Genomic DNA, 23,820 nt, shown 5'->3' with positions numbered 1-23,820 from the left:
AAGCCTCGAAGGACACGCCGCAGCGATGCTCCTTGCATGCATCGACCGCCAGCGCACCCGCCCCGCCCTTCGAGGCCCTTCCGGGACGCCTCAGGGTGAGGCTCTCTTGAACGCCACGCCATATTCTGCGGTACCGCTCAATGCTGTGCGACAGGATGAGCCCCACCAGCTTCTTCGGAGATTTCAATGCGCTTCAGGCCCTTCCTCGGCACGATCGTGTGCGGGAGCTTGATCGCCGAAGCAAGGCCAAGTCCTGCCAGCAGCCGGATGAAATGCCAGCCGAGGTCCAGCTGTCCCGGCTCGATGCCGAGCCGGGCCAATTCCGGAAAGGCATGATGGTTGCCGTGGAAGCTCTCGCCGAAGGTCACCAGCCCGAAACGCGGCAAATTATATCCCTGCACCGCGACGTCATCGACGCTCCAGCCTTGATGGCCGTTGCGATGGGCGAAATGGCCGACCAGCCAGTGCCCGGTCAGCGACACCGAGATCCGCACGGCAATCCCCCAGACCAGCCACGGCAACCCACCGAGAGTGAAGAGCAGGAGCCCCAAGGGAATTTGCTGCGCCACCCATGTCGCCTCCAGGAGGCGATAGAAGCGGTCGTCCCGCTCACGCTCTTCAAGGACGAAACGCGGCGGCCGGTCGAGCGCGACGGCGCAATGCATCTGCCAGAAGGCGTCGACGAAGAACGATCGCCGATGGGCATAGAGGTCATGGCAGTCTCGTTGCCGCTGCGCCCAGTCGCGAATGTCGTGGGCATAGATCATGCCGAAGGGACCGGCCATGCCGACCAGCGTGCCGAGATGGACGAGCAAATGCTCGAGCCAGATCGGAGCGCTGAATGAACGGTGAATCAGCAGCCGGTGCATGCCGACCGAATGACCAAGGCAGATCGTGATGGCGGTCAATAGAACAAAGACGGTAACAGCGCTCCAGCTGAAGGTCAGCGGTCCGCCCACGATGGCAATCATGGTCATGGTGGTGATCCAGATCGACTTTGCGGGCATCCAGACCACGCGGCCCTTCACGGGATCACTGCCGTTGTCGATCATGCGTCCGGTCGAAATGCTGCGCATGGCAAAACTCCTCCCATCGGGCCTATTCTCCGGTTGAACAGCGCCCGCCAATCCATTAATTAAGCAATTACCTAATTACCTTGCGCCAATGAAAATAATTAGGCAATACGTTAATTGCTTAATTATCCGCGACGCTTTGGTGCCGCAGGCATGGAGACGGAACTTGGAAGATGAGACTTTCGACGACATTATAGAGGGCAGCTCGGTCGGCGCCGCCCAGCGGGTGTTCCACGCGCTCTCCAGCGCGCCGCGGCGGAAGATCCTTGCTTACCTCTCGGCATCGGGGCTGACCGCCGGCGAGATCGCCGACCGCTTCAGCATGTCGAAGCCTGCGGTTTCGCAGCATCTTTCCATCCTGGAAACCGCAGGGCTGATCCGACGGGAGAAACAGGGCCAGTTCGTGCACTATTCCCTGATCGAGAACAATCTCGTCAATACGCTCAACGGCTTCGTGCAGGAGGTCTGCCCGGTCGGTCGGCCGATCAGGAAGGAAAGCCAGGCGCGTGCGCGCCGGAAAGAACTGCCCTGATTAGGAATTTGCGGCATCTCCCGGCCGGGGAAACCGGGAAATATTCCGCGGGAGAGGACGCGCCCTTCGTGCGGTGAAGAGCGCAGCCTCGATCAGGGAACGATCAGTGTTCCAATGCCGTGCTCGGTGAAGATCTCGAGCAGGACGGAATGGGCGGTCTTCCCGTTCAGGATGACGACGCCCTGGACGCCGGCCTTGATCGCGTCGATGCAGGTCTCGACCTTCGGGATCATGCCGCCGGAGATCGTGCCGTCGGCGATCAGCGCATGCGCTTCGGCGACGGAAAGCTCCTTGATCATCTGGCCGTTCTTGTCGAGAACGCCGGGCACGTCGGTCAAAAAGAGCAGGCGGGTGGCGTTCAGCGCCCCGGCAATGGCGCCGGCGAAGGTGTCGGCGTTGATATTATAGGTCGCGCCGTCGCGCCCGGGGGCGACCGGGGCGATGACCGGGATCATTTCGGAGCGGGCAAGCAAATCGAGCAGCGTGCGGTCGACCTCGACCACCTCGCCGACGAAACCGAGATCGAGCACGCGCTCGATGTTGGAATCCGGATCCTTGATGGTCTTGCGCGCTTTTTCGGCGAAGACCATGTTGCCGTCCTTGCCGCAAAGGCCGATCGCCCATTCGCCGGTCTGGTTGATGAGCGCGACGATTTCCTTGTTGATCGAGCCGGCGAGCACCATCTCGACGATCTCGACCGTCTTCTGGTCGGTGACGCGCAGCCCGCCTTCGAATTTCAATTCAATGCCCATCTTGTTCAGCATGGCGCCGATCTGCGGACCGCCGCCGTGAACGACGATCGGGTTGACGCCCGACTGCTTCAGAAGCGCGATATCACTGGCAAAGGCCTTGCCGAGTTCGGGATTGCCCATGGCGTGACCGCCGTATTTCACGACGATCGTCTTGTTTTCATAACGCTGCATGAAGGGCAGCGCCTGGGCGAGAAGACGTGCCTGGATTTCGCTTTCGGAACTCGTTCATGGGGGACCCCGCAGGAATTGATCGCGGCCTTTTATCGCAACTTTTCGACAGAGGGAATAATCCAGAACGCAATAGTTTTTCGTATGTGGCACGGAGGCCGAGAGTTCGGCTCGGCCGTACGGCACAAGCAGGATATGAGGAACGGCATGCAAGGCGATGAGATCAAGAACCTGATCGGCCGCGTCGCGCTCGGCGACCGCACGGCATTCGCTGCCCTCTACAACCAGACCGCACCGAAACTTTTGGCAATCTGCCTGCGTATCTTGAAGGACCGCGGGGAAGCCGAGGAAGCGCTACAGGACGTCTATATCAGCATCTGGCAACGCGCCCGCAGCTTCCAGGCGGCCTCGGGCTCATCCTCAGCCTGGCTTTCGGCAATTGCCCGCAACCGGTCGATCGATCTGCTGCGCGCGCGCAAGCCCATCGCCGACGAACTCGACAGCGCTTACGATCTTGCCGATTCCGCGCCCGACCCGGAAAGGCAGACAGTGACGAAGGATGAAGGAAGGCGGATTGACACCTGCATGGAAGAGTTGGAAGCTGATCGTGCGGTCGCGGTGAAACGGGCTTATGTCGAAGGGCTGAGCTATCAGGAACTGTCCGATCAGTTCGGAGTTCCGCTGAACACGATGCGGACCTGGCTCAGGCGCAGCCTCTTGAAACTGAGAGAGTGCATGGAACGATGACATCGCCCGACAAAAGCAAGGGAGACCGCTCCCGAGACGAAGTTCTCGCCGGCGAGTACGTGTTGGGCGTCCTGTCGCTGCAGGACCGCCGGGTGGTGGAAGAGCGCATGCGCCACGATCGCACATTTGCGGCGATCGTCAGCCGTTGGGAAGCCAATCTCTCCGCCTTCAACGACGAATATGACGGCGTCGCGCCGAACCGCGAAACCTTCAAGCAGATCGAATCCCGGCTGTTCGGCGATGCCGGCAAGCCCACATCCTTCTCGCAGGGACTGTGGAATTCTGCGGTTTTCTGGCGCTCGCTGGCCTTCGCCTGCATCGTCGTCGCCGTCAGCGCCGTCATCTTCGCCTCCGGCGTTGTGCCGCAGCCACAGGGGCCGACACCGCTGGTTGCCGAACTTGCGGGTCAAAACAGCACGATCAATCTCCGCGCGTCCTACGAGCTGCAAAGCGGCCGGCTGAAGATCGTGCCGGTCGCTGCCGGCAAGCCGGAGGAGAAATCGCTGGAACTCTGGCTCGTGCCGGGCAGCGGCTTGGCGAAATCGCTCGGCGTCTTCCAGCCCGGCGAAAGCGGTGAGCTCGTCATTCCCGCCGAACTGCGCAACCATGTCACGGATGGCGCAACCCTTGCCGTCAGCCTCGAACCCTTCGGCGGCTCGCCAACCGGACAGGCGACCGGCCCGATTGTCGCAAGCGGCACGGTGCACCGGCCATAAACAGGCGCCGGCCGCAAATCATTTTCTCCTGTCTGAAACTCTTCGGCGCGGACCTCCGTAGTTCGACATGTCCGGACGACGCTCAGGCATAAAGCCCCGCGGATGGTGTCCGGTGAGGAGAAAATCATGATCAAGTCCCTAGTGCGCGGTTTCGCGCTCGCCACCGTCCTTTCCGCTGCCGCCTTTGCCGCCGCCAAGAACCCGGTGGTTGGCGGCGCGGCGATGTTCGACAGCAAGAACATCATCGAAAATGCCATGAATTCCAAGGATCACACGACGCTGGTTGCTGCCGTCAAGGCCGCCGGCCTCGTCGGCACACTCGAGGGCAAAGGCCCCTTCACCGTCTTTGCGCCGACCAATGAAGCTTTCGCCGCCCTGCCGAAAGGCACGGTCGAGACACTGTTGAAAGCGGAAAACAAGGTGACGCTTACCAAGGTCCTGACCTGCCACGTCGTGGCCGCCGATGCGATGGCCAAGACCGTAGCCAAGATGATCAAGGCGGATGGCGGCGCACACGACATCAAGACCATCGGCGGTTGCGTGATCAAAGCCCGGGAAAATATGGGCAAGATCACCCTGACCGATGAGAACGGCGATGTCGCGCATGTGACGATCGCCGACGTCAAACAGTCGAACGGCGTCATCCACGTCGTTGACAAGGTGTTACTGCCGAAGATGTAAGTGTGTGTATCGGCAGAGGGCGCGCTCTTCGGGCGCGCCCCAAACCAACTGCGAACGGTGCCAGCGTCTAGAGTTTCCGTGAATGGGGCGCCGCCACTGACACGGCTATTGGGCCGCTTCGACTCTGGGGAAAACGAGCGAGACACTCATGCCAGTGCCGGGGGAAGAACTTACTTCGATCTCGGCGCGGGCGTTCTGTTTCAGGGATTGGATGATCATTGCGCTCAGTTTTCCGGGGTTCGGCCAGGCTGCATCCTGAGGAAGACCGACCCCATTATCGGCGACGGTGATCCTGCATCCGGTGTCGCTGACGACACAGCGCAGAGTGATCTCTCCGCTATCCCGCCCTACGAAGGCATGCTTGAACGTATTGGTCAGGAGCTCGTTGATGACGAGTCCGGCAGGCATCGCCACGTTCACGGAAACCGGCCAGGTGTCCACCTTCATGTCGAGCCGGATGCCTTCCACAGCGTGGGCGGCCATGACCGACGCGGCGATCTGGCTCACATAGCTGCCGAGATCGATCATCGCGCCCTTCTCTTCGTCCGACAGTGCGCGATAGAGGAGAGCCAAGGCTTCAATCCGCCCCGCAAGACGTGCAAACCGCTCGCTTTCCTCGTTCTTTTGAGCATTACGCGCTTCCATTCGGATCAGCGCCGTTATCATCTGCAGATTGTTCTTCACGCGATGCTGAAGTTCTCGAAGAAGGACATCCTTCTCGGCCAGCAGCTCGCTGAAGCTCTGGCCACCCGTCACCTCATTGCGGGCAGCAAAGGCGACCAGACGAAAAAGCGGGATGTCATCATCGTTGACGATCGTGTTCGACCACACGTCGATAATCATATTGCTTTCGGGTTCTGCCCCGAGCGAGAAGGCGCCAATATATTCCTCCGCCGTGGTCACAGCGGCTGTAAGCGTTGCCTCGCCGGAGACTGCAGTGCAATTCACCTCGATGTCCGACCAGCGCTTTCCCTCCACCTGTGTGGCGGTGAGCGCGGTCAGCCGTTCGAATTCGAGGTTGACGTAAATTAGCTTCTCACGGGTGCCGAGCTCTGAGACCGCCACTGCAAACGGAACATGGTCGAGAAAGTGTCGAAACCGGTCGTCGTCGAGGGCTTCGGCAAGATGGGGCAGGTTGCCGACGCCTTCCGGCGAAAGGGCTTCGTCTTTTCTGTCAGTCATGAATGATTTCTCGCGGGCGTCGCTGCTCTTCAACAGTATGAGATCAAGCGTTGCTGCAAAAACTGCGATGGCGCAAGCACAATCGATGTCGCAGGTCTAAACAGCCGGTGTCCAAATGCGGCAGCTGGCGGGATCTCGAAGCTGCCGTGAACGCGACGGTCGACATGACTGTCGGCAGGCCTCTGTTCGCCGCAAGGTCATGCGTCAGCGTCAGTCGCGAGCTTACGCCCGGTCATAGGTGAATGAGGTTAGCAGCGTGGTGACAAAATTGCTGGCCCTTTCTTTAACCAGAAGTTCGGTCCACTCATCCGTCCCGCGCAGCCGCAAATCCGTATAAATACTGTCCACGGCGGCCTCTTCTATGCGCTTGATATGGGACTTGAACGACGCCTCGCCGCCGCCATGATACATATCTCGGATAACCATGCGCAAAATCTCCTGGATAGCGATCTGCCATGCTGTATTGATCGACTGAAGTTCCTTCGCATCCTCTGCCATTGCGGCGTCCTTTGGTATGAGTGAACTGTCAGCACGGCTCTGCCCGTGCCTGTCGACGCCCTTTGAGCCCGCGAATGCTTCCTTTTGAAAGTGGCGTCGGGAGAGGGCGATGCGGCGCGGTTCGTGCACGAGAACATATTCGGCGCAGCTCGGCATGCCGCGTCTCCGGGCCACCTGCATCGGGCTAGGCCGCGACCTTTTGCCGGTGATCAGCAGGCTTTGGCGCGTTTCGCAAGAAGAGCAGACGTCGCCGAGGCGCGATCGTCGCGTTGCTTCGCAAGCCGTGCTTCCCGCAACCGCAAGGTCTTTGCCTGTTGCGACTGGACGCGGGATTCCAGCTCATCCATCGCTTTATTCTTCGCGAAAAACTGGGACTGGACGTTGCCGAAGGCGATCTCTGCCCGCTGGCGAGATTTGCTGTATGTTTCTGTCATTTCTTTTCCGATATTGAAGGCTCGACTGCGAGCGAAAACAAAAAGGCCAGGCAGATTGCCCGGCCTTGAATAAATCGGTGCTTCCGGCAGTGCCAGTACATCCGTGGTCAAAGGGAAGCAGATACCGATTTAAGCCTTCTGGAGATTGCAAGCGGACATCTTGCCCGACTTGTGGTCTCGCTCGAGATCGAAGCCGATCTTCTGGCCTTCGACGAGTTCGCGCATTCCGGCGCGCTCGACGGCGGAGATATGAACGAAGGCGTCAGTGCCGCCGTTGTCCGGCTGAATGAAGCCGAAGCCCTTGGTGGAGTTGAACCATTTAACTGTGCCAGTGGTCATGATGAACCCTTTCATAGCAATATTGAAGAACCGCAGCGCAAAGGCGATGCGGATGGTGGTAACGATTTTTGGAAGGAAGTTCGTTGAGGCGCGGTGCCAATCGCGCGATAACCAAGCCAGCAAGCAAAATTCGATAAGCACTATATAGGTCACGTAATCCGGCTCGTCAACTTTTAGTTTTCCGTTTGACCGGGAAATAAACTTTTAGCTGTTTCGGTGAGTACAATAGAGGTCGGGTCATTATTTCCAGTTTGCGATCCCGACAGTTTCGGCGATCGCCTGGCGTAGATCGTCGAGCCCGTCGCCCTTCTCGGACGAGGTGGAAAGCACGAAGGGATAGGCGGCCGGGCGTTTGCGGATCTTGTCGGCCGTTTCGGCCAGCAGCTTCGGCACGGCCGGCGCCTTGATCTTGTCGGTCTTGGTCAGCACCAGCTGATAGGAGACGGCGGCCTTGTCGAGCAGGGTGAGCACGTCCTCGTCATTCTTCTTGATGCCGTGGCGGCTGTCGATCAGCACGTAGACGCGCTTCAGCGTCGCGCGGCCGCGCAGGTAATCGAAGACAAGTTTGGTCCACTTGTCGACCTGCTCCTTCGGCGCCTGCGCGTAACCATAACCCGGCATGTCGACGATCGCCATCGGCGGCAGGTCGCCGCCTTCCCCGGAATAGCCGTCCGGGACGAAATAGTTGAGCTCCTGCGTGCGTCCCGGCGTGTTCGAGGTGCGCGCCAGGCCCTTCTGGCCGACCAGCGCATTGATCAGCGACGATTTGCCGACATTCGAGCGGCCGGCAAAGGCCACTTCCGACGGTCCCTCCGGCGGCAGGAAGGTGAGCGACGGGACACCGCGGATGAAGATCCAGGGGTGGCCGAAGAGCGGCTTTTCGGTTTCGGGCATGCGGGCTCGGCAATCTCCGGGTTCGGTCTTCTGTCGGCTTCGTGGTTTTACGGACGGATGTCAAGCGTTCAGGCGGCCCGCGTCGCGCTTCGCGAACCGGTCGGAAATCAAAAGCCCCGCCGGAGCGGGGCTTGAGAGCATCATTTCGATGGCGCCGTTTTTCGTCGAAACAGGCCCTTGAGATTGTCGAAGAGTTCGATCCTGACGCCATGGCGCCTCATGATCACCGACTGCTGCAACACCGAGAGCGTGTTGTTCCAGGCCCAGTAGATGACGAGGCCGGCCGGGAAGCTTGCCAGCATGAAGGTGAATACCAGCGGCATCCAGTTGAAGATCATCGCCTGCGTCGGATCGGGCGGCGTCGGGTTCATGCGCATCTGCACGAACATGGTGACGCCCATGATCAGCGGCCAGACGCCGAGATGCAGCAGTGCCGGCGCTTCGAAGGGCAGCAGGCCGAACAGATTGACGATCGTCGTCGGATCCGGCGCCGAAAGGTCCTGAATCCAGCCGAAGAACGGTGCGTGCCGCATCTCGATGGTGATGTAGATCACCTTGTAGAGCGAGAAGAAGATCGGGATCTGCAGCGCCACCGGCCAGCAGCCGGCGATCGGGTTGATCTTCTCTTCCTTGTAGAGCTGCATCATCGCCTGCTGCAGCCCCATGCGGTCGTCGCCGAATTTCGTCTTCAGCTCTTCCATCTTCGGCTGCACGCGCTTCATGTTCGCCATCGACGCATATTGCTTGCTGGCGAGCGGGAAGAACACCAGCTTGACGACGATGGTCGTGCACAGGATCGCCACGCCGAAATTGCCGAAGAAGCGGAAGAAGAAGTCCATCAGCTTGAACATCGGCTTGGTGATGAAATAGAACCAGCCCCAGTCGATCAGGCGGTCGAACTTCGGGATCGAATAGGACGCTTCGTAGCCGTCGATGACGGGCACTTCCTTGGCGCCGGCGAAGACGAGGTTCTTGACCTCGACCGACTGGCCCGGCGCGACGGTGAAGGCATCGTCCTTGTAGTCGGCCTGATAGCGCGGCTGGCCGTCGGCGAAATGCGAGAAGCGCGCTTCATAGGCCGACGTCTGCGGCGGAACGATCGTCGCCGCCCAGTATTTGTCGGTGATGCCGAGCCAGCCGCCGGTGGACTTGGCGGGCTGCACGGCTTCCTCCTCGACGGCGCTGTATTTGGTTTCGATGAGGCCGTCCTCGCCGATGACGCCGATGAAGCCTTCATGGAGAACGTAGACCGACGGCGTCGTCGGCTTGTTGTAGCGCGTGACCCGGCCGTAGGAGGAAAGCGAGGCGGGCGCCTGGCCGGCATTCTCGATCTTGTCAGTGACGCTGAACATATAGCGGTCGTCGACGGAGATGGTGCGGGTAAAGGTCAGGCCCTTGTCATTGGTGTAGGAGAGCGTCACCGGCGTCTTTTCGGTGAGCTTGGCGCCCTCAGGTGCCGTCCAGAGCGTCGTCGGACCCGGAACTGCGCCCGTCGCGTCGCTGCCGATATAGCCGAGTTCGGTGAAATAGCCGTCCTTGGTTTCCGCCGGGCTGAACAGCGTGATGATCGGGCTCGAGTCGTCGACGGTCTCGTGATAGCCCTTGAGCTTCAGATCGTCGAGGCGGGCGCCGGCAAGGTTGATCGAGCCGGAAAGCGCAGGAGTATCGATGGCAACGCGCGGCGTTTTGGCGAGCGCCTGCTCGAGCGTCGCCGTCGCGGCCGCCTGGCCGGAAGGTGCCGAACCGCTCGTCTGGGCCGGGGCCTGGCCGCCTGCGGGCTGCTGCACCTGCTCGGTCTGCTGCTGCGCCTTCTGGGCTTCCTGTGCCTTGCGCTGGGCCTCGATGCGCGGATTCATATAGAGAAACTGCCAGCCGAGGACGATCAGCACCGAGAGAGCGATCGCAATGAAGTAATTGCGGTTGTTTTCCATCATACGTTCCTGGGGCGTCCGTCTCCGGAGCGCCGATGTTTCGGCCTGGTTTCCACGCGAAGCTTCAGCTCCGCGGCCAATTCCTGGAAGGACGCCTTAAGCACGTCCCTGCGCGCGACAACCACATAGTCGTGTCCGGGCTGCATTGCAAACCCCGCATGAAGCCGCACCGCCTCTTTCAGGCGGCGGCGCATGCGGTTCCGTTCGACCGCGTTGCCATGTTTTTTGGTGACTGTAAAACCGACGCGGGCTTGGCTGTCGGGTTCCCTCCGGTCGAGAACTTCGAGGAGGAAGAGGCCGCCGCGGCGTTTTTCGCCTTCGCGGACAGCAAGAAACTGCGGGCGGCTTTTCAGCCGCCCGACAGTGTATTTCTGTTCTTTGGTCGTCAATTCGCCCGCCATCTCTTCTCGGGCAACCCGGCCTTAAGCCGAAAGACGCTTGCGGCCCTGCGCGCGGCGGGCAGCGATGACCTTGCGGCCACCCTTCGTGAACATGCGCGCACGGAAGCCGTGGCGACGCTTGCGAACAAGCTTGGATGGTTGGTAGGTACGCTTCATTTATTTAAACACCGCGGAGTGCGGCCCTTCTTGAATTTGCATAATGCAAGGAGCGTTGTTTTTCGAACGGGCGGGCCATGAAAGGCTTGAATGACCGGACGTGCGGCGGCTTATACGGATGAAGCCCGGCAAAGTCAATTATACCCGAGAATTTCACTTGCGCGGCCGGCGCCGACGGCGGTTTTCGCATTGTGGTGTTAATAAATCCGCTCCGCTCCGAAAAGTTGTACTTCGCTCCCAGATCAGCTCGATCCCCTGAGTTTTCAATAGTTTGAAGCCGCATGGGATGACTGGATCGGCAATATTTCCTGCGCAAATCGTAAATACTGGAAATCTAACTTTAATCAATTTCGCCGATATTCAGTGCATCGGCTGAGGGAGTTGCTTTCCAGGCTGTGGTGTAGCTCAGGAGGCATTGCATTGAAGATCCGCGGGAAAATTAATCTGCTGGTGTGCGTGATGGGCGCGGTGGCGCTTCTGATCGGCGCAACGGCACTGTCCGCCATGCATGAATACAGCCGCAACCTCACGGCGTACGAGCACGCCGCCGCCCGCGCCTATGCCGGCGAACGCCTCAATCGTTTCGTCACGGCCGTCGTCATGGAATCACGCGGTATTTACGCGGCCAAGTCGATCAAGGATACGCCGAACTTCGCCAAGGGCTTGATGGCCGGCCTCGACGAAATCGACAAGGTCATCGCCGGCTGGGCGCCGCTCGTGCCCGAGGCCGAAAAGGAGAGTTTCGCCAAGCTGGTCGCGCGCGCCGCCGAATTCCGCACCTTCCGCACGGAAACGGCCCGCCTCGGCACCGAGGTCGGCCCCGAGGCCGCCAGCGCCCAGGGCAACAACGAGGCGAATCGCGCCAACCGCAAGGCATTTCAGGCCGAGATCGACGTGGTCGTCGCCATCGACAAGGCAGCGCTTCAGGCCGTCAGTGATGAGATCGAGAGCTTTCGTTCCTGGGTGCTGATGCTCGTCCTCGGGATTACCGGCATCGGTATCGCGGTCGGCATCGGCATGGGCTTTTATATCGGCACCAGCCATCTCAGCCGTCCGATCAAGCGCGTCACCCATGCGATCAAGGAGGTCGCCGACGGCAATTTCGAGGCCGAGGTTCCTTTTGCCGGCCGCAAGGACGAAATCGGCGAGATGGCCGCCGCGGTCGCGGTCTTCAAGGAGAACGGCCTTGCCGTCAAGCGCCTGAACGCCCAGGAAGCGGCGATGCGCGCCAAGAGCGACGATCTGCAGTCCAGCATGTCGGTCGTCGTCGCCGCGGCTGCGGCAGGCGATTTCAGCCACCGCATCGACAAGGATTATCAGGACGAGAATCTCAACCAGTTCGCCGGCAACATCAACACGCTGCTGTCGAGCGTCGATGCCGGCATCGGCGAGACCCGCCGCGTCATCGCAAGCCTTGCCGAAGGTGATCTCACCCAGACGATGAACGGCAGCTTCCAGGGCGCCTTCGCCGAGCTGCAGCAGAATGTCAACAACAGCTTCGTCACCCTGCAGGCGACGATGCGCGAAGTGCGCGAGACGACGGAAGCGATGAACGGCAACACCGCCGAGCTGCGCAATGCCAGCGACGACCTGTCGAAGCGCACCGAGCAGCAGGCGGCCGCCCTCGAACAGACCTCCGCCGCGCTCGATCAGATCACGGCCGTCGTCCAGAACTCCACCGAGCGGGCGCATGAAGCGACCGTCATGGTGTCCGAAGCCAAGGAAAATGCCGGCCGCTCCGGCGTGGTCGTGCGCAATGCCGTCGAGGCCATGGGCCGCATCGAGCAGGCCTCGCGCGAGATCAGCCAGATCATCAACGTCATTGACGAGATCGCCTTCCAGACCAATCTTCTGGCGCTGAATGCCGGTGTCGAAGCGGCGCGCGCCGGTGAGGCCGGCAAGGGTTTTGCCGTGGTCGCCCAGGAAGTGCGCGAACTTGCCCAGCGCTCGGCAACGGCCGCCAAGGACATCAAGGCGCTGATCACCAAGTCGGGCGACGAGGTGCAGGTCGGCGTCAAGCTCGTCCAGGCGACCGGCGAGGCGCTTTCGGAAATCGGCACCCGCGTCATCGCCATCAACGATCATATCCATTCGATCGCCACCGCCGCAGTCGAGCAGTCGACCGGCCTCAAGGAGGTCAACACCGCCGTCAACCAGATGGATCAGGTGACGCAGCAGAACGCCGCGATGGTGGAGGAAACGTCCGCCGCCACCCACAGGCTTTCGGCCGAAGCCAACGGGCTGGTGCACCTCATCGCCCGCTTCAAGCTGTCGGATGGGGCAGCACCCGTGGCGCTCGTCCGCAACGAGCCGCACCGGCAGCCGGTCGCTTCCCCCGCCCGCCGGGCGATCGCCAAGGTCGCTCGCGCCTTCGGTGGCGGCAATGCGGCCGCAGCCGAACAGAGCTGGGAAGAGTTCTGATCTCCGACCCCTCACGCGTCTTCGTGCGCCGCCTCCGGGCGGCGTTTTCTTTGTGACGACGTGACGCTGGTCGCAAAGATTTGAAAGCGGAGCCTGTTGGTCTAATATAAGGCTCCAGAGCATGATGCCGAAAAGTGTAAGCGGTTTTCGGACGACATCATGCTCTAGCGGATGAGGGCGGCCGCATGCCGCTGATCGGGCGAGACTTCGCATGCCGGTTCGAAACCAGGGCAACGATCCTTCGGCAGACATCCCGGCGGCCGGCGAGGCCGCCAAGGGACGGTGCCCGTCTGTCGGCATGTTCGGCGGATTGTCCGGTAAGCTGCTCTGGCTCACCGTCTTCTTCATCATGCTCGCCGAAATCCTGATCTTCTTTCCCTCGGTCGCCAGCATGCGCATGCGCTGGCTGCAGGACAGGCTGAACACGGCCGCCGCCGCCGCCATCGTCATCGATGGGCTGCAGCCGATCGAGCTGCCGCGTGCGCTGCAGAAGGAGACGCTCGAGGCGACCGGCACCAAGGCGATCGTGCTGCGCAAGGAAGGCACCTCACGGCTCCTGGCGACAACAGACATGCCGGCCTCGGTCGACGAATCCTATGATCTGACCGACGTACCGCCGCTGACGTCTATCCGCGACGCGCTCGACACCCTGATCTTCGGCGGCAGCCGCATTATCCGTGTCTATGGTCCTGTGGGCGAAACCAAGGTCGGCGTCGAGGTGGTGATGAAGGACCGGCCGTTGCGCACGGCGATGTTCGCCTATTCCCGCAACGTGCTGCTGCTGTCGGTGCTGATCTCGCTGTTCACGGCGACGCTGATCTTCTTTGCGATCAACCGTCTCCTTATCGGCCCGATCCGCCGGCTGACCGGCAGCATGCAGCAATTCTCCTCCGATCCCGAAAACCCGGCCCATATCTATATCGGCGACGGCGGCCGCGACGAGCTGGCGGTGGCCGGCCGCAATCTCACCTCGATGCAGATGGAGCTGCAGAAGACGCTGAAGCAGCAGAAGAACCTGGCAGCGCTCGGGCTTGCCGTTTCCAAGATCAATCACGACATGCGCAATATCCTGGCTTCCGCGCAGCTGATGTCGGACCGGCTGGTCGATGTCGATGATCCGATGGTCAAGAGCTTCGCGCCGAAGCTGCTGCGCACCATCGACCGGGCGGTCGGTTATACCACCGAGGTGCTGTCCTACGGCAAGGCGAGCGAATCCGCCCCGCGCCGCCGCCATGTCCGGCTGCTGGAGCTGACCCAGGATGTCAAGGACATGCTGGCGATCGACCCGCAAAGCGGCATCGAATTCATCGAGCAGTTCGCTGCCGATCTCGAGGTCGATGCCGATGGTGAACAGCTCTTCCGGGTCATTCACAACCTCTCGCGCAACGCCCTGCAGGCGCTGACCGCGCCGGGCGAGGGCGGCCCGGGCGCTGTCAGGCGCATCACCGTTTCCGCCCAGCGCGTCGGCAGCGTCGTCAGCATCACGGTGGACGATACCGGCCCCGGCATGCCGTTGAAGGCGCGCCAGAACCTGTTTGCCGCCTTCCGTGGCTCGGCCCGTTCCGGCGGCACCGGCCTCGGTCTCACCATTGCCCGCGAGCTGGTGCTTGCCCATGGCGGCACCATCGCGCTTGTGGAAAAACCAACGGTCGGCACCCAGTTCCGCATCGAAATCCCCGATCGCCCGGTCTCGCTGGATGATTACCGCAACCGGACGCACAGCGAGAAGTGAAGGAATTTCGCCCGCCGCGACCGCAATCAGGCAAACGCGCGATTTTTTCAGAAATGCTCTTGCATTGTCCGAAAGGACCCTTTAGAGGATCGCCCACGCAAGCGGCACCGCCGCTTCTGCCACGCACCCGTAGCTCAGCTGGATAGAGCACCAGACTACGAATCTGGGGGTCAGGAGTTCGAATCTCTTCGGGTGCGCCATTCCTTTTCATGTCGAGTGCCTCGCTATTTTGCCTTTTTGGCCATTAAGTTGCCTTTGGGGCGGGGGTGCTGACTTTTCCGAACGATTTCAGCATAATCAGACCGAAAATCGGTTTCGCAGATGTTGGAATTGTCGCGACGCGATTAAATTCCTGAAATCAACCGCGCGACTCTGGCGAGCGGATTGCCGAATGGCGGCTGGCGAACGGAACCTGTAAACGCATAGGTTTGAAAGCTGATGACAGAAATATCCGTTCCATATGGTCGAATGGGGTTCCGCCCTGAAGGTGGTGCCGAATACGATCTCGAAATCACGTCGACACGCCTGGGGCTTGAGACAGTGGTTCCCTATCGCGGCGGCACGCTCGGGCTAAACCTGATGATACAGGCAGCACCTTTGCCAGATGGTAACAAGGGGCCACGCTTTTATACAAACGAGATAGACCTGCCGTCATCGACCTTTGCATCTCGCGACGCTGCGATGCTGGACGGCTTCCGCATTTCGCACGATTACGAAGAGACCGGCGACGACACATTTCCGGCCCTACTTTATGTCACAGAGACGGCTTCTCACGATAGCGTGGATCAACTCGATCTCAGCCTGAACCATCTTGGCGGCGGTCGTTACAGGGTGCGCGCGTCTGGCAAGACTGAATTTTTTGCAGCTTTTGAGATCGATACGGTCGTCACTTTGGAACTGATCACGCTGAGGCACGACTATGGCCGCGTCGAGCCTGAAGTTGAAGAGGCGTTGGACAAGTTCGTTGATCGCAGCGCCGTCGATGTCGGTTGGGAACTAGAATTTAAAGAGCCGGACCGCTATCGCCTTGATGCGCGCTTTCGACATACGTGAGTGAGCAACAACAATGCGATCCTAGAAAATATGACGAGTAAAATAGCTTGGCAAAAAACGTTTTACTGTAACCGGTGAAATTTAGAGGGTGGCCGAAGGATTTCCTATCAGTTTCCCTCGGGTCTTTCCCACGATGCACCGTCGCAGATGTGGCCGGGCGGGCAGTGGCGTCGCATATCCCAACCTGTTTACGCTGACCTTCGTTGGCAACCATGAAGGTGCTCCACCGACCGGCGAGTGGAAGCGATGCACTCCGGAAAGGTGCCGGAAGGTAGGCCGTGCGGCTCGATCCCAATCTCGGTTTTGGACCTGGACAGCTCTTCATAGCCATGCAGCTCAGCGAGGCGCTGCTCCAGAAGCGGGACCATCGCTGATATGGCGTCACCGCCCGCCACCAACTGCTTCGGCGGGGTTCTCCAGGTCGGCAAGCTTCACAGGGACTTCCGGGGCGGCAGTCGAATATAGCTGCGGGTTTCATCGTCGCCTGTCCAAAGATCCTCTCCGGCCGACATGGGCGAAAGGCACGGATGTCCTGCGCAGATGCATGCGGAGGCTCTTAGAACTCCTGAACGAATTCACACGCTAGCAAGGTTTTGCCTGGCAAGGCATCGCCTTGGCGCGCAACGATGGAGACCTTTCCCGGGCCGGCCATTCCCGGTTCCGGCTGCAGATCCGCCGGCAGCTCGCGCGAATAACCCTTGGTGGATGTGCCAAGCAGATCCGAGGTCTCCGGCTTCAAACCATATTTTGCGGCCAGAGCGTCGGCACGCTCGCCCTCGACCAAAATTCCGAACGCGTTATTCGCAAAGAAGACCTCGGTCGATTTGAAGCCGTCGCGCCCTATCTGGTTCGGGAGTTTGTAGATCGCCGCACCCAAGGATGACGTGTCCGGCTTGGCCAGAGCTTCAACGGCATCATAGATCTCCATTGCTGAGGTCATCGTATAGGGTGGTTTGCAGAGGGCAGCATCAAAGAACTTTTCCTTGGCTGGGCCGGCCATAACGTGTTCGGCGGGTAATGTCGCAAAAGCGACACACACAGAGAAGGCGGCGGAGCGAATGATTTTCGTGTTGTGCATGGAATACTCCTGACAGGGCGGCTGTAGCAAACTCGCGTGTTGCGCGTTTCGAATGCGTAGGGGATTCGAAGTCGTTTTGCTACCCGAAGTTTAATCTCTCGGCTCCACTCTCCACTTCCGTCTGGCCGTGCTGATGAGTAGGATGAGCGGCGTCGGGCGCGGAGACGCGATATCGCAGCGCCCTTTCGAAGGCAGGAGAGCCAATGATCGCAGCCTATATCGACGAAATCATCATGTTTTGCGCCGGCCTATGGATGTCCTCCGTCGGCTTTGGTTATTTGCCGTTTCCCGGCAATCCGGCCAGCCGGCCGCCGGTGGTTCGTCACTTCAAGTGGATGGGTCCCTTGCTGCTCGCCATCGCCGTCGTTCTGGCGGCCGTCTCATAGGCCCGCGTGCTCACGCTGAGGTGAAGCAATGAACAACATGTTGGCGTGCCCGTCGTGCGCATTGGACAAAACAGAATCGATCGTCCACCGCGGTTCGTACATTCTTCGCTGCGCTGCCTGCGGCGAAACGATCGTCGCGACATCATTCATGGCGATGCTCAACTCGGATCATGAGTGTTCAGCCTTCATAGATCTCGGTCCCGGAAAACATCCTCCGCCAGAGATGCTCGTCGCGCGTGAACCGTTCCGGCAGATCGCAACGGCAATCAGCGCTGCGGCAAGTGACGGAACGCTGATACGACTGATCCTTGAAGCGAAGGATTGAAGCCCGGTGTCGTTCACCCATTTATTTTGTCATCGGCGGCCGACCCAGCTACTGAGATGAAGGGCATCACCGAGGCGCGGCCGATGATGCCTCTCGCAACGCAGACGATACAGATGGCGCCCTCATGGGCGTAACCGGACGAGAATTTTGACCCCGGGAACCTTCAACTGTTCCGCCAGCGCTTCCAAATCTTTCCTATCCGTTCCCGCCAGAACGATGCGACCATCCATGATCGGCTCCCTCATCCACGCCTCCATGACGACCTTGTCGCTGATCAGCATCTGTGCTTGTCGTCCCAATACCGTCTGCGTGAAATCGCGGAATTTGGCAGCACTTTCCGGGGTGAGCACGATATTCAGGCCATGGTCGTAGGACACGGGGGACAGGGTTACCTCCGCACTCTTCACCTCAAGCGAGACGGGTGCAATCGCCTTGGCCGCGTCATTGTCTGCAGCAACGGTCGTATCTTGCGATGCCGTCGGTGGGGCAGGCGGTGTCGAAAGCTCATCCAGGAAGCCCGGTCCGGCCTTGACCGATGGCAGCGGCTCGATATGCAAATCGGGCGTTTGCAAGTCCTTTGCCGTCAGCACAGCGGCAAGCTGCAAGTTGGCCGGCATATCCTCGCGTTGGATGTGGGTGTATGTGCGCAACGTCGTCCCCCCTGCCTCAACGGTTACGATCTCCGACGCTTCGAGCGTCGAACCATCGTTCAGGGACACCACGAGCTCGACGTTGCGGCTCTTGCTGGCGCGTTTGACGGAAGCCAGTTGATCGGCGGTCAGGTTCTTTGCCCGCTCGGCAAAGCCGTTCATCAGCTTTGCGATCGCCGCCTGCTGCGACTGGCTGAATGCTGCGGTATCAGCTTCCTCCAACAGTGAAAGGGTTGCTGTGCGTGCGGTTGCGTCAATCGATTCCAGAGTCCAGGTCGACGTCACCGGGACACTGACGCCGCCATAATCTTCGTCTTGCGAGGTCGCCGAGGCCTGGCCAATCTCCATGGTCTCTGCCTGATAGGACTGCCCTGTGGCAAGCAGTTGCGCCTCCGGCACCAAGGCGGCAACAATCTGAAGAGGGTTTGTCTCCAGCTTGGCGATGATGTCATAGAGCCCGCGTTCCCCCACCGCGGGGTTTCCACCCTGTCCATTGGCCGCCATCTCCCGCATATGCGCCACAATCTGATCGACACCGGAGAGACCGCGCGGGTTGCCGTTCAGGTCGGTTTCGAGTTCGAGCGCGGTGATGCCATAGGCCGTGAGGGAGTTCCGATAGAGTAGGTTCATCTGGTAGCTATCGGCAAGGCCCGCAATGTCTTCCGGCAAGTCGGCGCTGAGGGACCAGCGGACCCCCATGCCGTCTTCATCCCGCGACAGGACGGTCATAGCCTGGCGAAACGCGCCGCGCGCCGTCACCGGCGGGGCGCCTGGTTTGTCGAACCAGAACGACATATCGGTTTCGGTCGCTTTTTGAACGCGGTAGCTGCGCTCGACGCCGGTCGCTGGCGCGTAGCCGGGGATCGTGACGCCGCCGGCGGACCATGTCGGATGGGAGAGTGTGAGGCACAGGCAAAACCAGACAAATCTCTTCCAGTGCGGTGATGTCATGGGGGCGGGGCCTCTGATTGAAGGTTGTCGGGTGCCGTCCATCTGTCGGCAGGCGAGCATAATTGCATATGAAGAGAACGGGTAGGGTCGTTGCCGCAACAATCGTTTTGCGCGCAACTGCTTCAGGTTTTAAAGGCTCAGCTTCTTTCTTCGGGTTTCTATCAACCCCCGAATTCTCTTTTCCACGACGCGCGCTGCAAATGAGATAGAGATAGGAGCATTCGTCCTTATTGCCCCCATCCTATCCCGGCCACGACACGATAGAATTTGGCGTTGCAAAGCCCGTGGTTTACCAGTTAGCCGTGGCGGGCAGCAGCAGGGCTGCGCATCCCAACCGGTTCGCGCTGACGTTTGTCGGTGACCATGAAGGTGCGCCGCCCGCCGCCGAGTGGAAGCGATGCACGGCGGAAAGGTGCCGGAAATGGTCCGAGACCGACCGCAAGATTGCCGCGACAAACGCGGGCGCGTCGGCAGGAAGAAAAAAATCCCACTTCGGGATTCCGTGCTCTATAGATTCCGGTGCGGAGGTTACGGTCGAAGTTCCTTTGCCACGATTGGGAATTCCGTCTCCCAACCCCCGATCTTCCCAGCCGTAGTCGGGCGAAGCAGAAGGCCGAAAGCTTCATAAAGCCAATAAAGCGGGGGAATTCGGTCCTCGAGCGCGTGCACCTGTGTCGACACATATTCGCCGACGAAGGCGACATCCATGCCGAGTTCCTTCAATGTCCCCCGCAATCTCCGAATGGGATGCCTCCGCGACAGCCTAGTTTCACGCAACCTTCCTGATGTATCCGCAGGTCTGATAATCTCGCGAGGCGCTTCAGCCGGAGGAATGCATGACGGTGGGAATTTTTCGGGCTCTGGCTGCCCTGGCGATGGTGACGGGCCTTGCCGGCTGCATCGACCATGCCAATGATCCCGTTCTCCTGGCGGTCGGCGTGCCGGTCAATCCGCCTTATGTTGCGCACGGCCTTTGCATGACCGACGGCAACGCCATGTACGACGAGGCGAGGAAGCAGTATCAGCTGCGCGCCCAGCTGACCGGCTACGCCGGGGCCGATGAGCTGGAAGCCGAAACCACGGCGCGTGCCGCCGCCCATCGGCAATATGTCGCCTGCCTCTCCGGCCAGGGCTACCGGACATTATACGCGAATTGAGAACAGAGAATCGTATTTCCGCTCCGGTGCCGTTGGCGCCTTTCCTTTGATCGCGTATTTCACGATTTTTCCCGATAAGGTCACGCCGGATAGCGTGCAATCACGAGTTTTGGAAGTCGCGCATGATGGCGGAACTCCGCCGGTCGCAAAGGCATTTTCGCAGGGTAAATCCGCGAAGGAGGGTTTATCATGAAGATATTCATTCTTGTCCCTTTGAACACCGCCATTGGCACCCTTGTCGCCCTGTCGGCGATCGTTCCGTCTGAGGCCGCACCCGTTCCCACACTTCGGCCGGCCATCGTCTCGGAGGCGAAAGCAGTGCAATATAAGGCACATGCCGGCACCTGGCACGGCTATCGAGGCTTTGCCACGGAACATCCCGGCACCCGCCGCCATTCCGATGGTTATTGGTATCCGCGGGCCGCCTTCGGCGTCGAAGCCGGCACGACCGGTGCGATCATCCGCCAGCCCGTCAACAGGCCGGTGGCTCCGACAATGTGCAACCCTACGTTTTCTGGATCGATCGGTCCCGGCAGCATGCCCTGCGATAACGGCTATTGAGCCGGCAAAGGAAAGAGGCGGCGACGAGCCGCCTTTTTCTCGCTCGGGGCGCCGCTCACATGTTCGTGACCCGTGTTGCGGTGCGGTAGTATGTGACAGATCCGCTTCCTAACTTCTCGGCGTAAATTCCTGAATCCTCCCAAGGAGACGATCATGATCACGACATTCAAGAGCGGCCTGGCGGCCGCGGCCCTCGGCGCAATGCTCGGTCTTTCCTCGTTCTCGGCCGAAGCGGCTCCCCTCGAGTCAAGTGCGACGGAGCAGGGCGCGGTCAAGCAGCCGGTTGCCCAGGAAGAAACCCAGGTGCAGCACGACAGGCGCACCACCGGTTCGATCGGCGAGCGCGGCCCTGGTACCATGGCTTCACCCTATATGATGAACCCGAAGAAGCCGCTGAACATGGATTGCAAGCTCGGCTTCAACCCGACAAGCAGCTCCAGCTGCAACTATTGAGGCCTCGCCATCAGGCTGAGGGGCGGCTTCCGGGCCGCCCCTTTCCATGTGGACGGTGGCCGAAGCGGCGCCAGCTTTTGCGCGATCGCCCGCCATGTCAATGATGGCAAAAAGCCATGGATGCGGAAACATGCCGGACGCCGGTGGAAAAAAATCGCCGCAAACGCCGGCTCACACAGGCGATTGACGTCTCTGCCTTGGAATTGCCATGCTGGCCGCGATGGTCGCATTGATACTCAATTGAATTTCAGACAGGTGGAACAGTCATGACCGCAAAGGCTGCATGCTCCGATTTCCTGCATTTTTTCCGCTCCTGGATCAGCAACCCGCTTCGGGTGGCGGCCATCGCGCCGTCGGGGGATTCCCTGGCCAGGATCATGACCAGCGAAATTGCGGCGCTCGATGGGCCGATCATTGAGCTCGGCCCGGGCACCGGCGTGTTCACCCGGGCGCTGCTCGCCCGCGGCGTCAGCGAGGCGGATCTCACCCTGATCGAATATGGGCCTGAATTTATCAATGCGCTACAGGCGCGATTCCCGGCGGCGCGCGTCTTGCAGATGGATGCCGCCCACCTAGCCCAGGCCGATATTTTCGAGGACGAACCGGTCGGCGCCGTCATCAGCGGCCTGCCGCTTCTGTCCATGTCGCCGCGCAAGATCGCCTCGATCCTTGCCGGCGTCTTCGCCTATATGCGGCCGGGCGGGGCGATCTATCAGTTCACCTACGGCCCGCGCTGTCCGGTGCCGCGGCCGATCCTCGACCGCCTCGGCCTGAAGGCCGTGCGCATCGGCGGCACGGTGCGCAACCTGCCGCCGGCCTCGGTCTACCGGATTTCCCGCCGCAAGCCGCTGGAGCTTTCCCGCGAGCGCCTGCGATACCGCGACAGCGACGCCGAAATCGACGTCGTCGCCTTTTCCGGCGAAACCGGCGCCTGAACAGCAGGCGTTAACATAGGAGCGCCGGCATCCGCTCCGGCGTCGCTTTGACGCCATGTCTCCGGCGCCATCCCTGTTATGTCAGTGGCACCATCCTATATCTCAAGCGTCGCGGTGGCTGCTTCCCGATGCCGCGGCGACGGGCGGCTCAGCGGCATCGCCAGAGCGGGCAGACATTCGCGTTTCAAACGCCGCCGCCACCAGCCGCGGCGACCGGGGCGGCTTTCGGCCGTCCCGCAGACTTCAAACCATTTCATTGACCAAGAGAGGAAAGATCATGGCCAGTTGCAACGCAGCCAAGTCAGTCACCTTCAGGATCGGCGGCGAGATCGAGGTCAATCGTCTCGGTTTCGGCGCCATGCGCGTCACCGGCAAGGGCATCTGGGGCGAGCCCGAAGATCACGCCGAATCCATCCGCACCCTGAAGCGCCTGCCGGCGCTTGGCGTCAATTTCATCGATACGGCCGATTCCTACGGCCCCGACGTCTCCGAATGGCTGATCAAGGAGGCGCTGCATCCCTATGGCGGCAAGTCCGTCGTCGCCACCAAGGGCGGCCTGACCCGCCACGGCCCCGACATCTGGCTGCCGGTGGGCCGTCCCGAATATCTGATCCAGCAGGCGCATAAGAGCCTGCGCAATCTCGGGGTCGAGCAGATCGATCTCTGGCAGCTTCACCGCATCGATCCGAAATTGCCGGCCAGGGAACAGTTCGATGCGATCAGATCGCTGCTCGACGCCGGCCTCATCCGCCATGCCGGCTTGAGCGAGGTCTCCGTCGCCGAAATCGAGGCGGCCTCGAAGCACTTCAAGGTCGCCACCGTCCAGAACCGCTATAATCTCGTCGATCGCACCAGCGAGGATGTGCTCGATTATTGCGCCAAGCACAATATCGGCTTCATCCCCTGGTATCCGCTCGCAGCCGGCGATCTCGCCAAGCCCGGCTCGCTGCTCGATACGATCGCCAGGAAGCACAATGCCGCGCCGAGCCAGATCGCACTCGCCTGGGTGCTGAAGCGCAGCCCGGTGATGCTGCCGATCCCCGGCACCTCGAAGGTCAAGCATCTGGAAGAAAATGTCGCGGCCGTCGACATCACCCTGTCGGACGAGGAGTTTTCGGCGCTGGATGCCGAAGGCCGGAGGGTGTTCAAGGCGGCTTGAGCGGGCGACGGCAGCCGATGGCAGTGCCCAGCCCAGACCCCTCCCCAACCCCTCCCCACAAGGGGGAGGGGCTAGGATGCCGCACCGCTTCAACGTCCATCATGCTAATCTGAAGAACGGGAACAGCCGGTAAGACTTTACTTTTGGTCGCCGCCGGGTGCTGCGGCTTAGCCCCTCCCCCTTGTGGGGAGGGGTCTTGGGCTGGCCGAGCCATCGGCGATCAACGAGGCCTCATTTTTCAGCAGAATTTGACCATTTGGTCAAACATGCCGCAAAATGAGGCGTTGATCTGTTATTTTAAGGGCGAGCATTGCGCTGGATGCATTGCTGCATTGCGGTATTTTCGCTATTCCCGATCAAATGAATGGGTTATCACTATCTTCGTAAGCAGCGCACTCCTCCTCCCAGCGCTCTTACATCGGACTGACAACACTCCTCCTCCCAGTTGTCAGTCA

Annotated in this window: 26 protein-coding genes, 1 tRNA gene and 1 pseudogene; 15 read left to right on the top strand and 13 right to left on the bottom strand. The window is 60.6% G+C overall.

What is annotated here, in order from left to right:
* Positions 1 to 137: 137 nt before the first annotated feature.
* Entirely contained in the window at positions 138 to 1,076 is a 939-nt protein-coding gene (locus tag MHI61_RS21555; RefSeq protein ID WP_239790453.1) for an acyl-CoA desaturase, read from the bottom strand.
* Positions 1,077 to 1,239: 163 nt separating this feature from the next.
* Between MHI61_RS21555 and MHI61_RS21550 the strand changes: the two genes are divergently transcribed.
* Positions 1,240 to 1,605, top strand: coding sequence for a metalloregulator ArsR/SmtB family transcription factor (locus MHI61_RS21550; RefSeq protein WP_239790452.1), 366 nt, complete (start codon positions 1,240 to 1,242; stop codon positions 1,603 to 1,605).
* Between the two features lie 92 nt (positions 1,606 to 1,697).
* Here MHI61_RS21550 and argB read toward each other — a convergent pair whose 3' ends face one another.
* Positions 1,698 to 2,528, bottom strand: a complete 831-nt coding sequence (argB, locus tag MHI61_RS21545) for an acetylglutamate kinase (protein ID WP_239790451.1) — start codon at positions 2,526 to 2,528, stop codon at positions 1,698 to 1,700.
* A 204-nt stretch (positions 2,529 to 2,732) separates the two neighbouring features.
* Between argB and MHI61_RS21540 the strand changes: the two genes are divergently transcribed.
* The 3 genes from MHI61_RS21540 (at position 2,733) to MHI61_RS21530 (ending at position 4,669) form a co-directional block, all read left to right on the top strand.
* Positions 2,733 to 3,272 (top strand): sigma-70 family RNA polymerase sigma factor, encoded by a 540-nt coding sequence (locus tag MHI61_RS21540; RefSeq protein WP_239792890.1) that lies wholly within the window; start codon positions 2,733 to 2,735, stop codon positions 3,270 to 3,272.
* Positions 3,269 to 3,988 carry an anti-sigma factor gene (locus tag MHI61_RS21535; protein ID WP_239790450.1) on the top strand — a complete coding sequence of 240 codons (720 nt, stop codon included), beginning with the start codon at positions 3,269 to 3,271 and terminating at the stop codon, positions 3,986 to 3,988. Before MHI61_RS21540 ends, MHI61_RS21535 begins: the two co-directional genes overlap by 4 nt.
* Before the next feature lie 126 nt (positions 3,989 to 4,114).
* On the top strand, positions 4,115 to 4,669 hold the full coding sequence (locus tag MHI61_RS21530; protein ID WP_239790449.1) for a fasciclin domain-containing protein: 555 nt from the start codon (positions 4,115 to 4,117) through the stop codon (positions 4,667 to 4,669).
* A gap of 105 nt (positions 4,670 to 4,774) precedes the next feature.
* Here the strand turns inward: MHI61_RS21530 and MHI61_RS21525 are convergent, their stop codons facing one another.
* The 8 genes from MHI61_RS21525 to rpmH form a co-directional block, all read right to left on the bottom strand.
* Complete coding sequence (locus MHI61_RS21525) at positions 4,775 to 5,851, bottom strand: sensor histidine kinase (protein WP_239790448.1); 1,077 nt, start codon at positions 5,849 to 5,851, stop codon at positions 4,775 to 4,777.
* A 222-nt stretch (positions 5,852 to 6,073) separates the two neighbouring features.
* Positions 6,074 to 6,349 (bottom strand): hypothetical protein, encoded by a 276-nt coding sequence (locus MHI61_RS21520; RefSeq protein ID WP_239792889.1) that lies wholly within the window; start codon positions 6,347 to 6,349, stop codon positions 6,074 to 6,076.
* 209 nt (positions 6,350 to 6,558) lie between these two features.
* Positions 6,559 to 6,783 (bottom strand): hypothetical protein, encoded by a 225-nt coding sequence (locus MHI61_RS21515; RefSeq protein ID WP_239792888.1) that lies wholly within the window; start codon positions 6,781 to 6,783, stop codon positions 6,559 to 6,561.
* A gap of 129 nt (positions 6,784 to 6,912) precedes the next feature.
* Positions 6,913 to 7,122, bottom strand: a complete 210-nt coding sequence (locus MHI61_RS21510; RefSeq protein WP_010026241.1) for a cold-shock protein — start codon at positions 7,120 to 7,122, stop codon at positions 6,913 to 6,915.
* A gap of 240 nt (positions 7,123 to 7,362) precedes the next feature.
* Positions 7,363 to 8,016, bottom strand: a complete 654-nt coding sequence (gene yihA / locus MHI61_RS21505) for a ribosome biogenesis GTP-binding protein YihA/YsxC (protein ID WP_009991862.1) — start codon at positions 8,014 to 8,016, stop codon at positions 7,363 to 7,365.
* Between the two features lie 140 nt (positions 8,017 to 8,156).
* Positions 8,157 to 9,947: a membrane protein insertase YidC gene (yidC, locus tag MHI61_RS21500; RefSeq protein WP_239790447.1), complete on the bottom strand. Its 1,791-nt coding sequence runs from the start codon at positions 9,945 to 9,947 to the stop codon at positions 8,157 to 8,159.
* Positions 9,947 to 10,348, bottom strand: coding sequence for a ribonuclease P protein component (gene rnpA, locus MHI61_RS21495; RefSeq protein ID WP_183914228.1), 402 nt, complete (start codon positions 10,346 to 10,348; stop codon positions 9,947 to 9,949). The genes yidC and rnpA overlap by 1 nt, the downstream gene beginning before the upstream one ends.
* Before the next feature lie 21 nt (positions 10,349 to 10,369).
* The gene (rpmH, locus tag MHI61_RS21490) at positions 10,370 to 10,504 is read right to left on the bottom strand and encodes a 50S ribosomal protein L34 (RefSeq protein ID WP_239790446.1); all 135 of its coding nucleotides are present in this window, start codon (positions 10,502 to 10,504) and stop codon (positions 10,370 to 10,372) included.
* Between the two features lie 420 nt (positions 10,505 to 10,924).
* Between rpmH and MHI61_RS21485 the strand changes: the two genes are divergently transcribed.
* The 4 genes from MHI61_RS21485 (at position 10,925) to MHI61_RS21470 (ending at position 15,710) form a co-directional block, all read left to right on the top strand.
* The gene (locus MHI61_RS21485) at positions 10,925 to 12,925 is read left to right on the top strand and encodes a methyl-accepting chemotaxis protein (protein WP_239790445.1); all 2,001 of its coding nucleotides are present in this window, start codon (positions 10,925 to 10,927) and stop codon (positions 12,923 to 12,925) included.
* A 211-nt stretch (positions 12,926 to 13,136) separates the two neighbouring features.
* Positions 13,137 to 14,657, top strand: coding sequence for a HAMP domain-containing sensor histidine kinase (locus MHI61_RS21480; protein ID WP_239790444.1), 1,521 nt, complete (start codon positions 13,137 to 13,139; stop codon positions 14,655 to 14,657).
* A gap of 123 nt (positions 14,658 to 14,780) precedes the next feature.
* A tRNA-Arg gene (locus MHI61_RS21475) sits at positions 14,781 to 14,857 on the top strand.
* Positions 14,858 to 15,095: 238 nt separating this feature from the next.
* Positions 15,096 to 15,710 carry a hypothetical protein gene (locus MHI61_RS21470; RefSeq protein ID WP_239790443.1) on the top strand — a complete coding sequence of 205 codons (615 nt, stop codon included), beginning with the start codon at positions 15,096 to 15,098 and terminating at the stop codon, positions 15,708 to 15,710.
* 556 nt (positions 15,711 to 16,266) lie between these two features.
* Here the strand turns inward: MHI61_RS21470 and MHI61_RS21465 are convergent.
* A complete protein-coding gene (locus MHI61_RS21465; RefSeq protein WP_239790442.1) occupies positions 16,267 to 16,788 on the bottom strand; it encodes a hypothetical protein in 522 nt (173 codons plus the stop codon).
* A 203-nt stretch (positions 16,789 to 16,991) separates the two neighbouring features.
* Between MHI61_RS21465 and MHI61_RS21460 the strand changes: the two genes are divergently transcribed.
* Positions 16,992 to 17,174 carry a hypothetical protein gene (locus tag MHI61_RS21460; protein WP_239790441.1) on the top strand — a complete coding sequence of 61 codons (183 nt, stop codon included), beginning with the start codon at positions 16,992 to 16,994 and terminating at the stop codon, positions 17,172 to 17,174.
* A 28-nt stretch (positions 17,175 to 17,202) separates the two neighbouring features.
* Complete coding sequence (locus MHI61_RS21455) at positions 17,203 to 17,499, top strand: hypothetical protein (RefSeq protein WP_239790440.1); 297 nt, start codon at positions 17,203 to 17,205, stop codon at positions 17,497 to 17,499.
* Between the two features lie 122 nt (positions 17,500 to 17,621).
* Here the strand turns inward: MHI61_RS21455 and MHI61_RS21450 are convergent, their stop codons facing one another.
* Positions 17,622 to 19,100, bottom strand: a complete 1,479-nt coding sequence (locus MHI61_RS21450) for a hypothetical protein (protein ID WP_239790439.1) — start codon at positions 19,098 to 19,100, stop codon at positions 17,622 to 17,624.
* Between the two features lie 528 nt (positions 19,101 to 19,628).
* Positions 19,629 to 19,829: pseudogene (locus MHI61_RS21445) on the bottom strand (class I SAM-dependent methyltransferase); the annotation flags it as partial.
* A gap of 107 nt (positions 19,830 to 19,936) precedes the next feature.
* On the opposite strand from MHI61_RS21445, the gene MHI61_RS21440 reads away from it, so the two are divergent.
* The 5 genes from MHI61_RS21440 (at position 19,937) to MHI61_RS21420 (ending at position 23,365) form a co-directional block, all read left to right on the top strand.
* Positions 19,937 to 20,257, top strand: coding sequence for a hypothetical protein (locus MHI61_RS21440; RefSeq protein WP_239790438.1), 321 nt, complete (start codon positions 19,937 to 19,939; stop codon positions 20,255 to 20,257).
* Between the two features lie 189 nt (positions 20,258 to 20,446).
* Entirely contained in the window at positions 20,447 to 20,818 is a 372-nt protein-coding gene (locus MHI61_RS21435; RefSeq protein WP_239790437.1) for a cell surface protein, read from the top strand.
* 153 nt (positions 20,819 to 20,971) lie between these two features.
* Positions 20,972 to 21,271, top strand: a complete 300-nt coding sequence (locus MHI61_RS21430) for a hypothetical protein (RefSeq protein ID WP_239790436.1) — start codon at positions 20,972 to 20,974, stop codon at positions 21,269 to 21,271.
* Positions 21,272 to 21,537: 266 nt separating this feature from the next.
* The gene (locus tag MHI61_RS21425; RefSeq protein WP_239790435.1) at positions 21,538 to 22,206 is read left to right on the top strand and encodes a methyltransferase domain-containing protein; all 669 of its coding nucleotides are present in this window, start codon (positions 21,538 to 21,540) and stop codon (positions 22,204 to 22,206) included.
* 277 nt (positions 22,207 to 22,483) lie between these two features.
* On the top strand, positions 22,484 to 23,365 hold the full coding sequence (locus MHI61_RS21420) for an aldo/keto reductase (protein WP_239790434.1): 882 nt from the start codon (positions 22,484 to 22,486) through the stop codon (positions 23,363 to 23,365).
* Positions 23,366 to 23,820: the final 455 nt, after the last annotated feature.

The organism is Rhizobium sp. K102 (assembly GCF_022385315.1).
Classification (GTDB): Bacteria; Pseudomonadota; Alphaproteobacteria; order Rhizobiales; family Rhizobiaceae; genus Rhizobium; species Rhizobium croatiense.
This window is presented reverse-complemented; position numbering and strand designations above follow the sequence as displayed.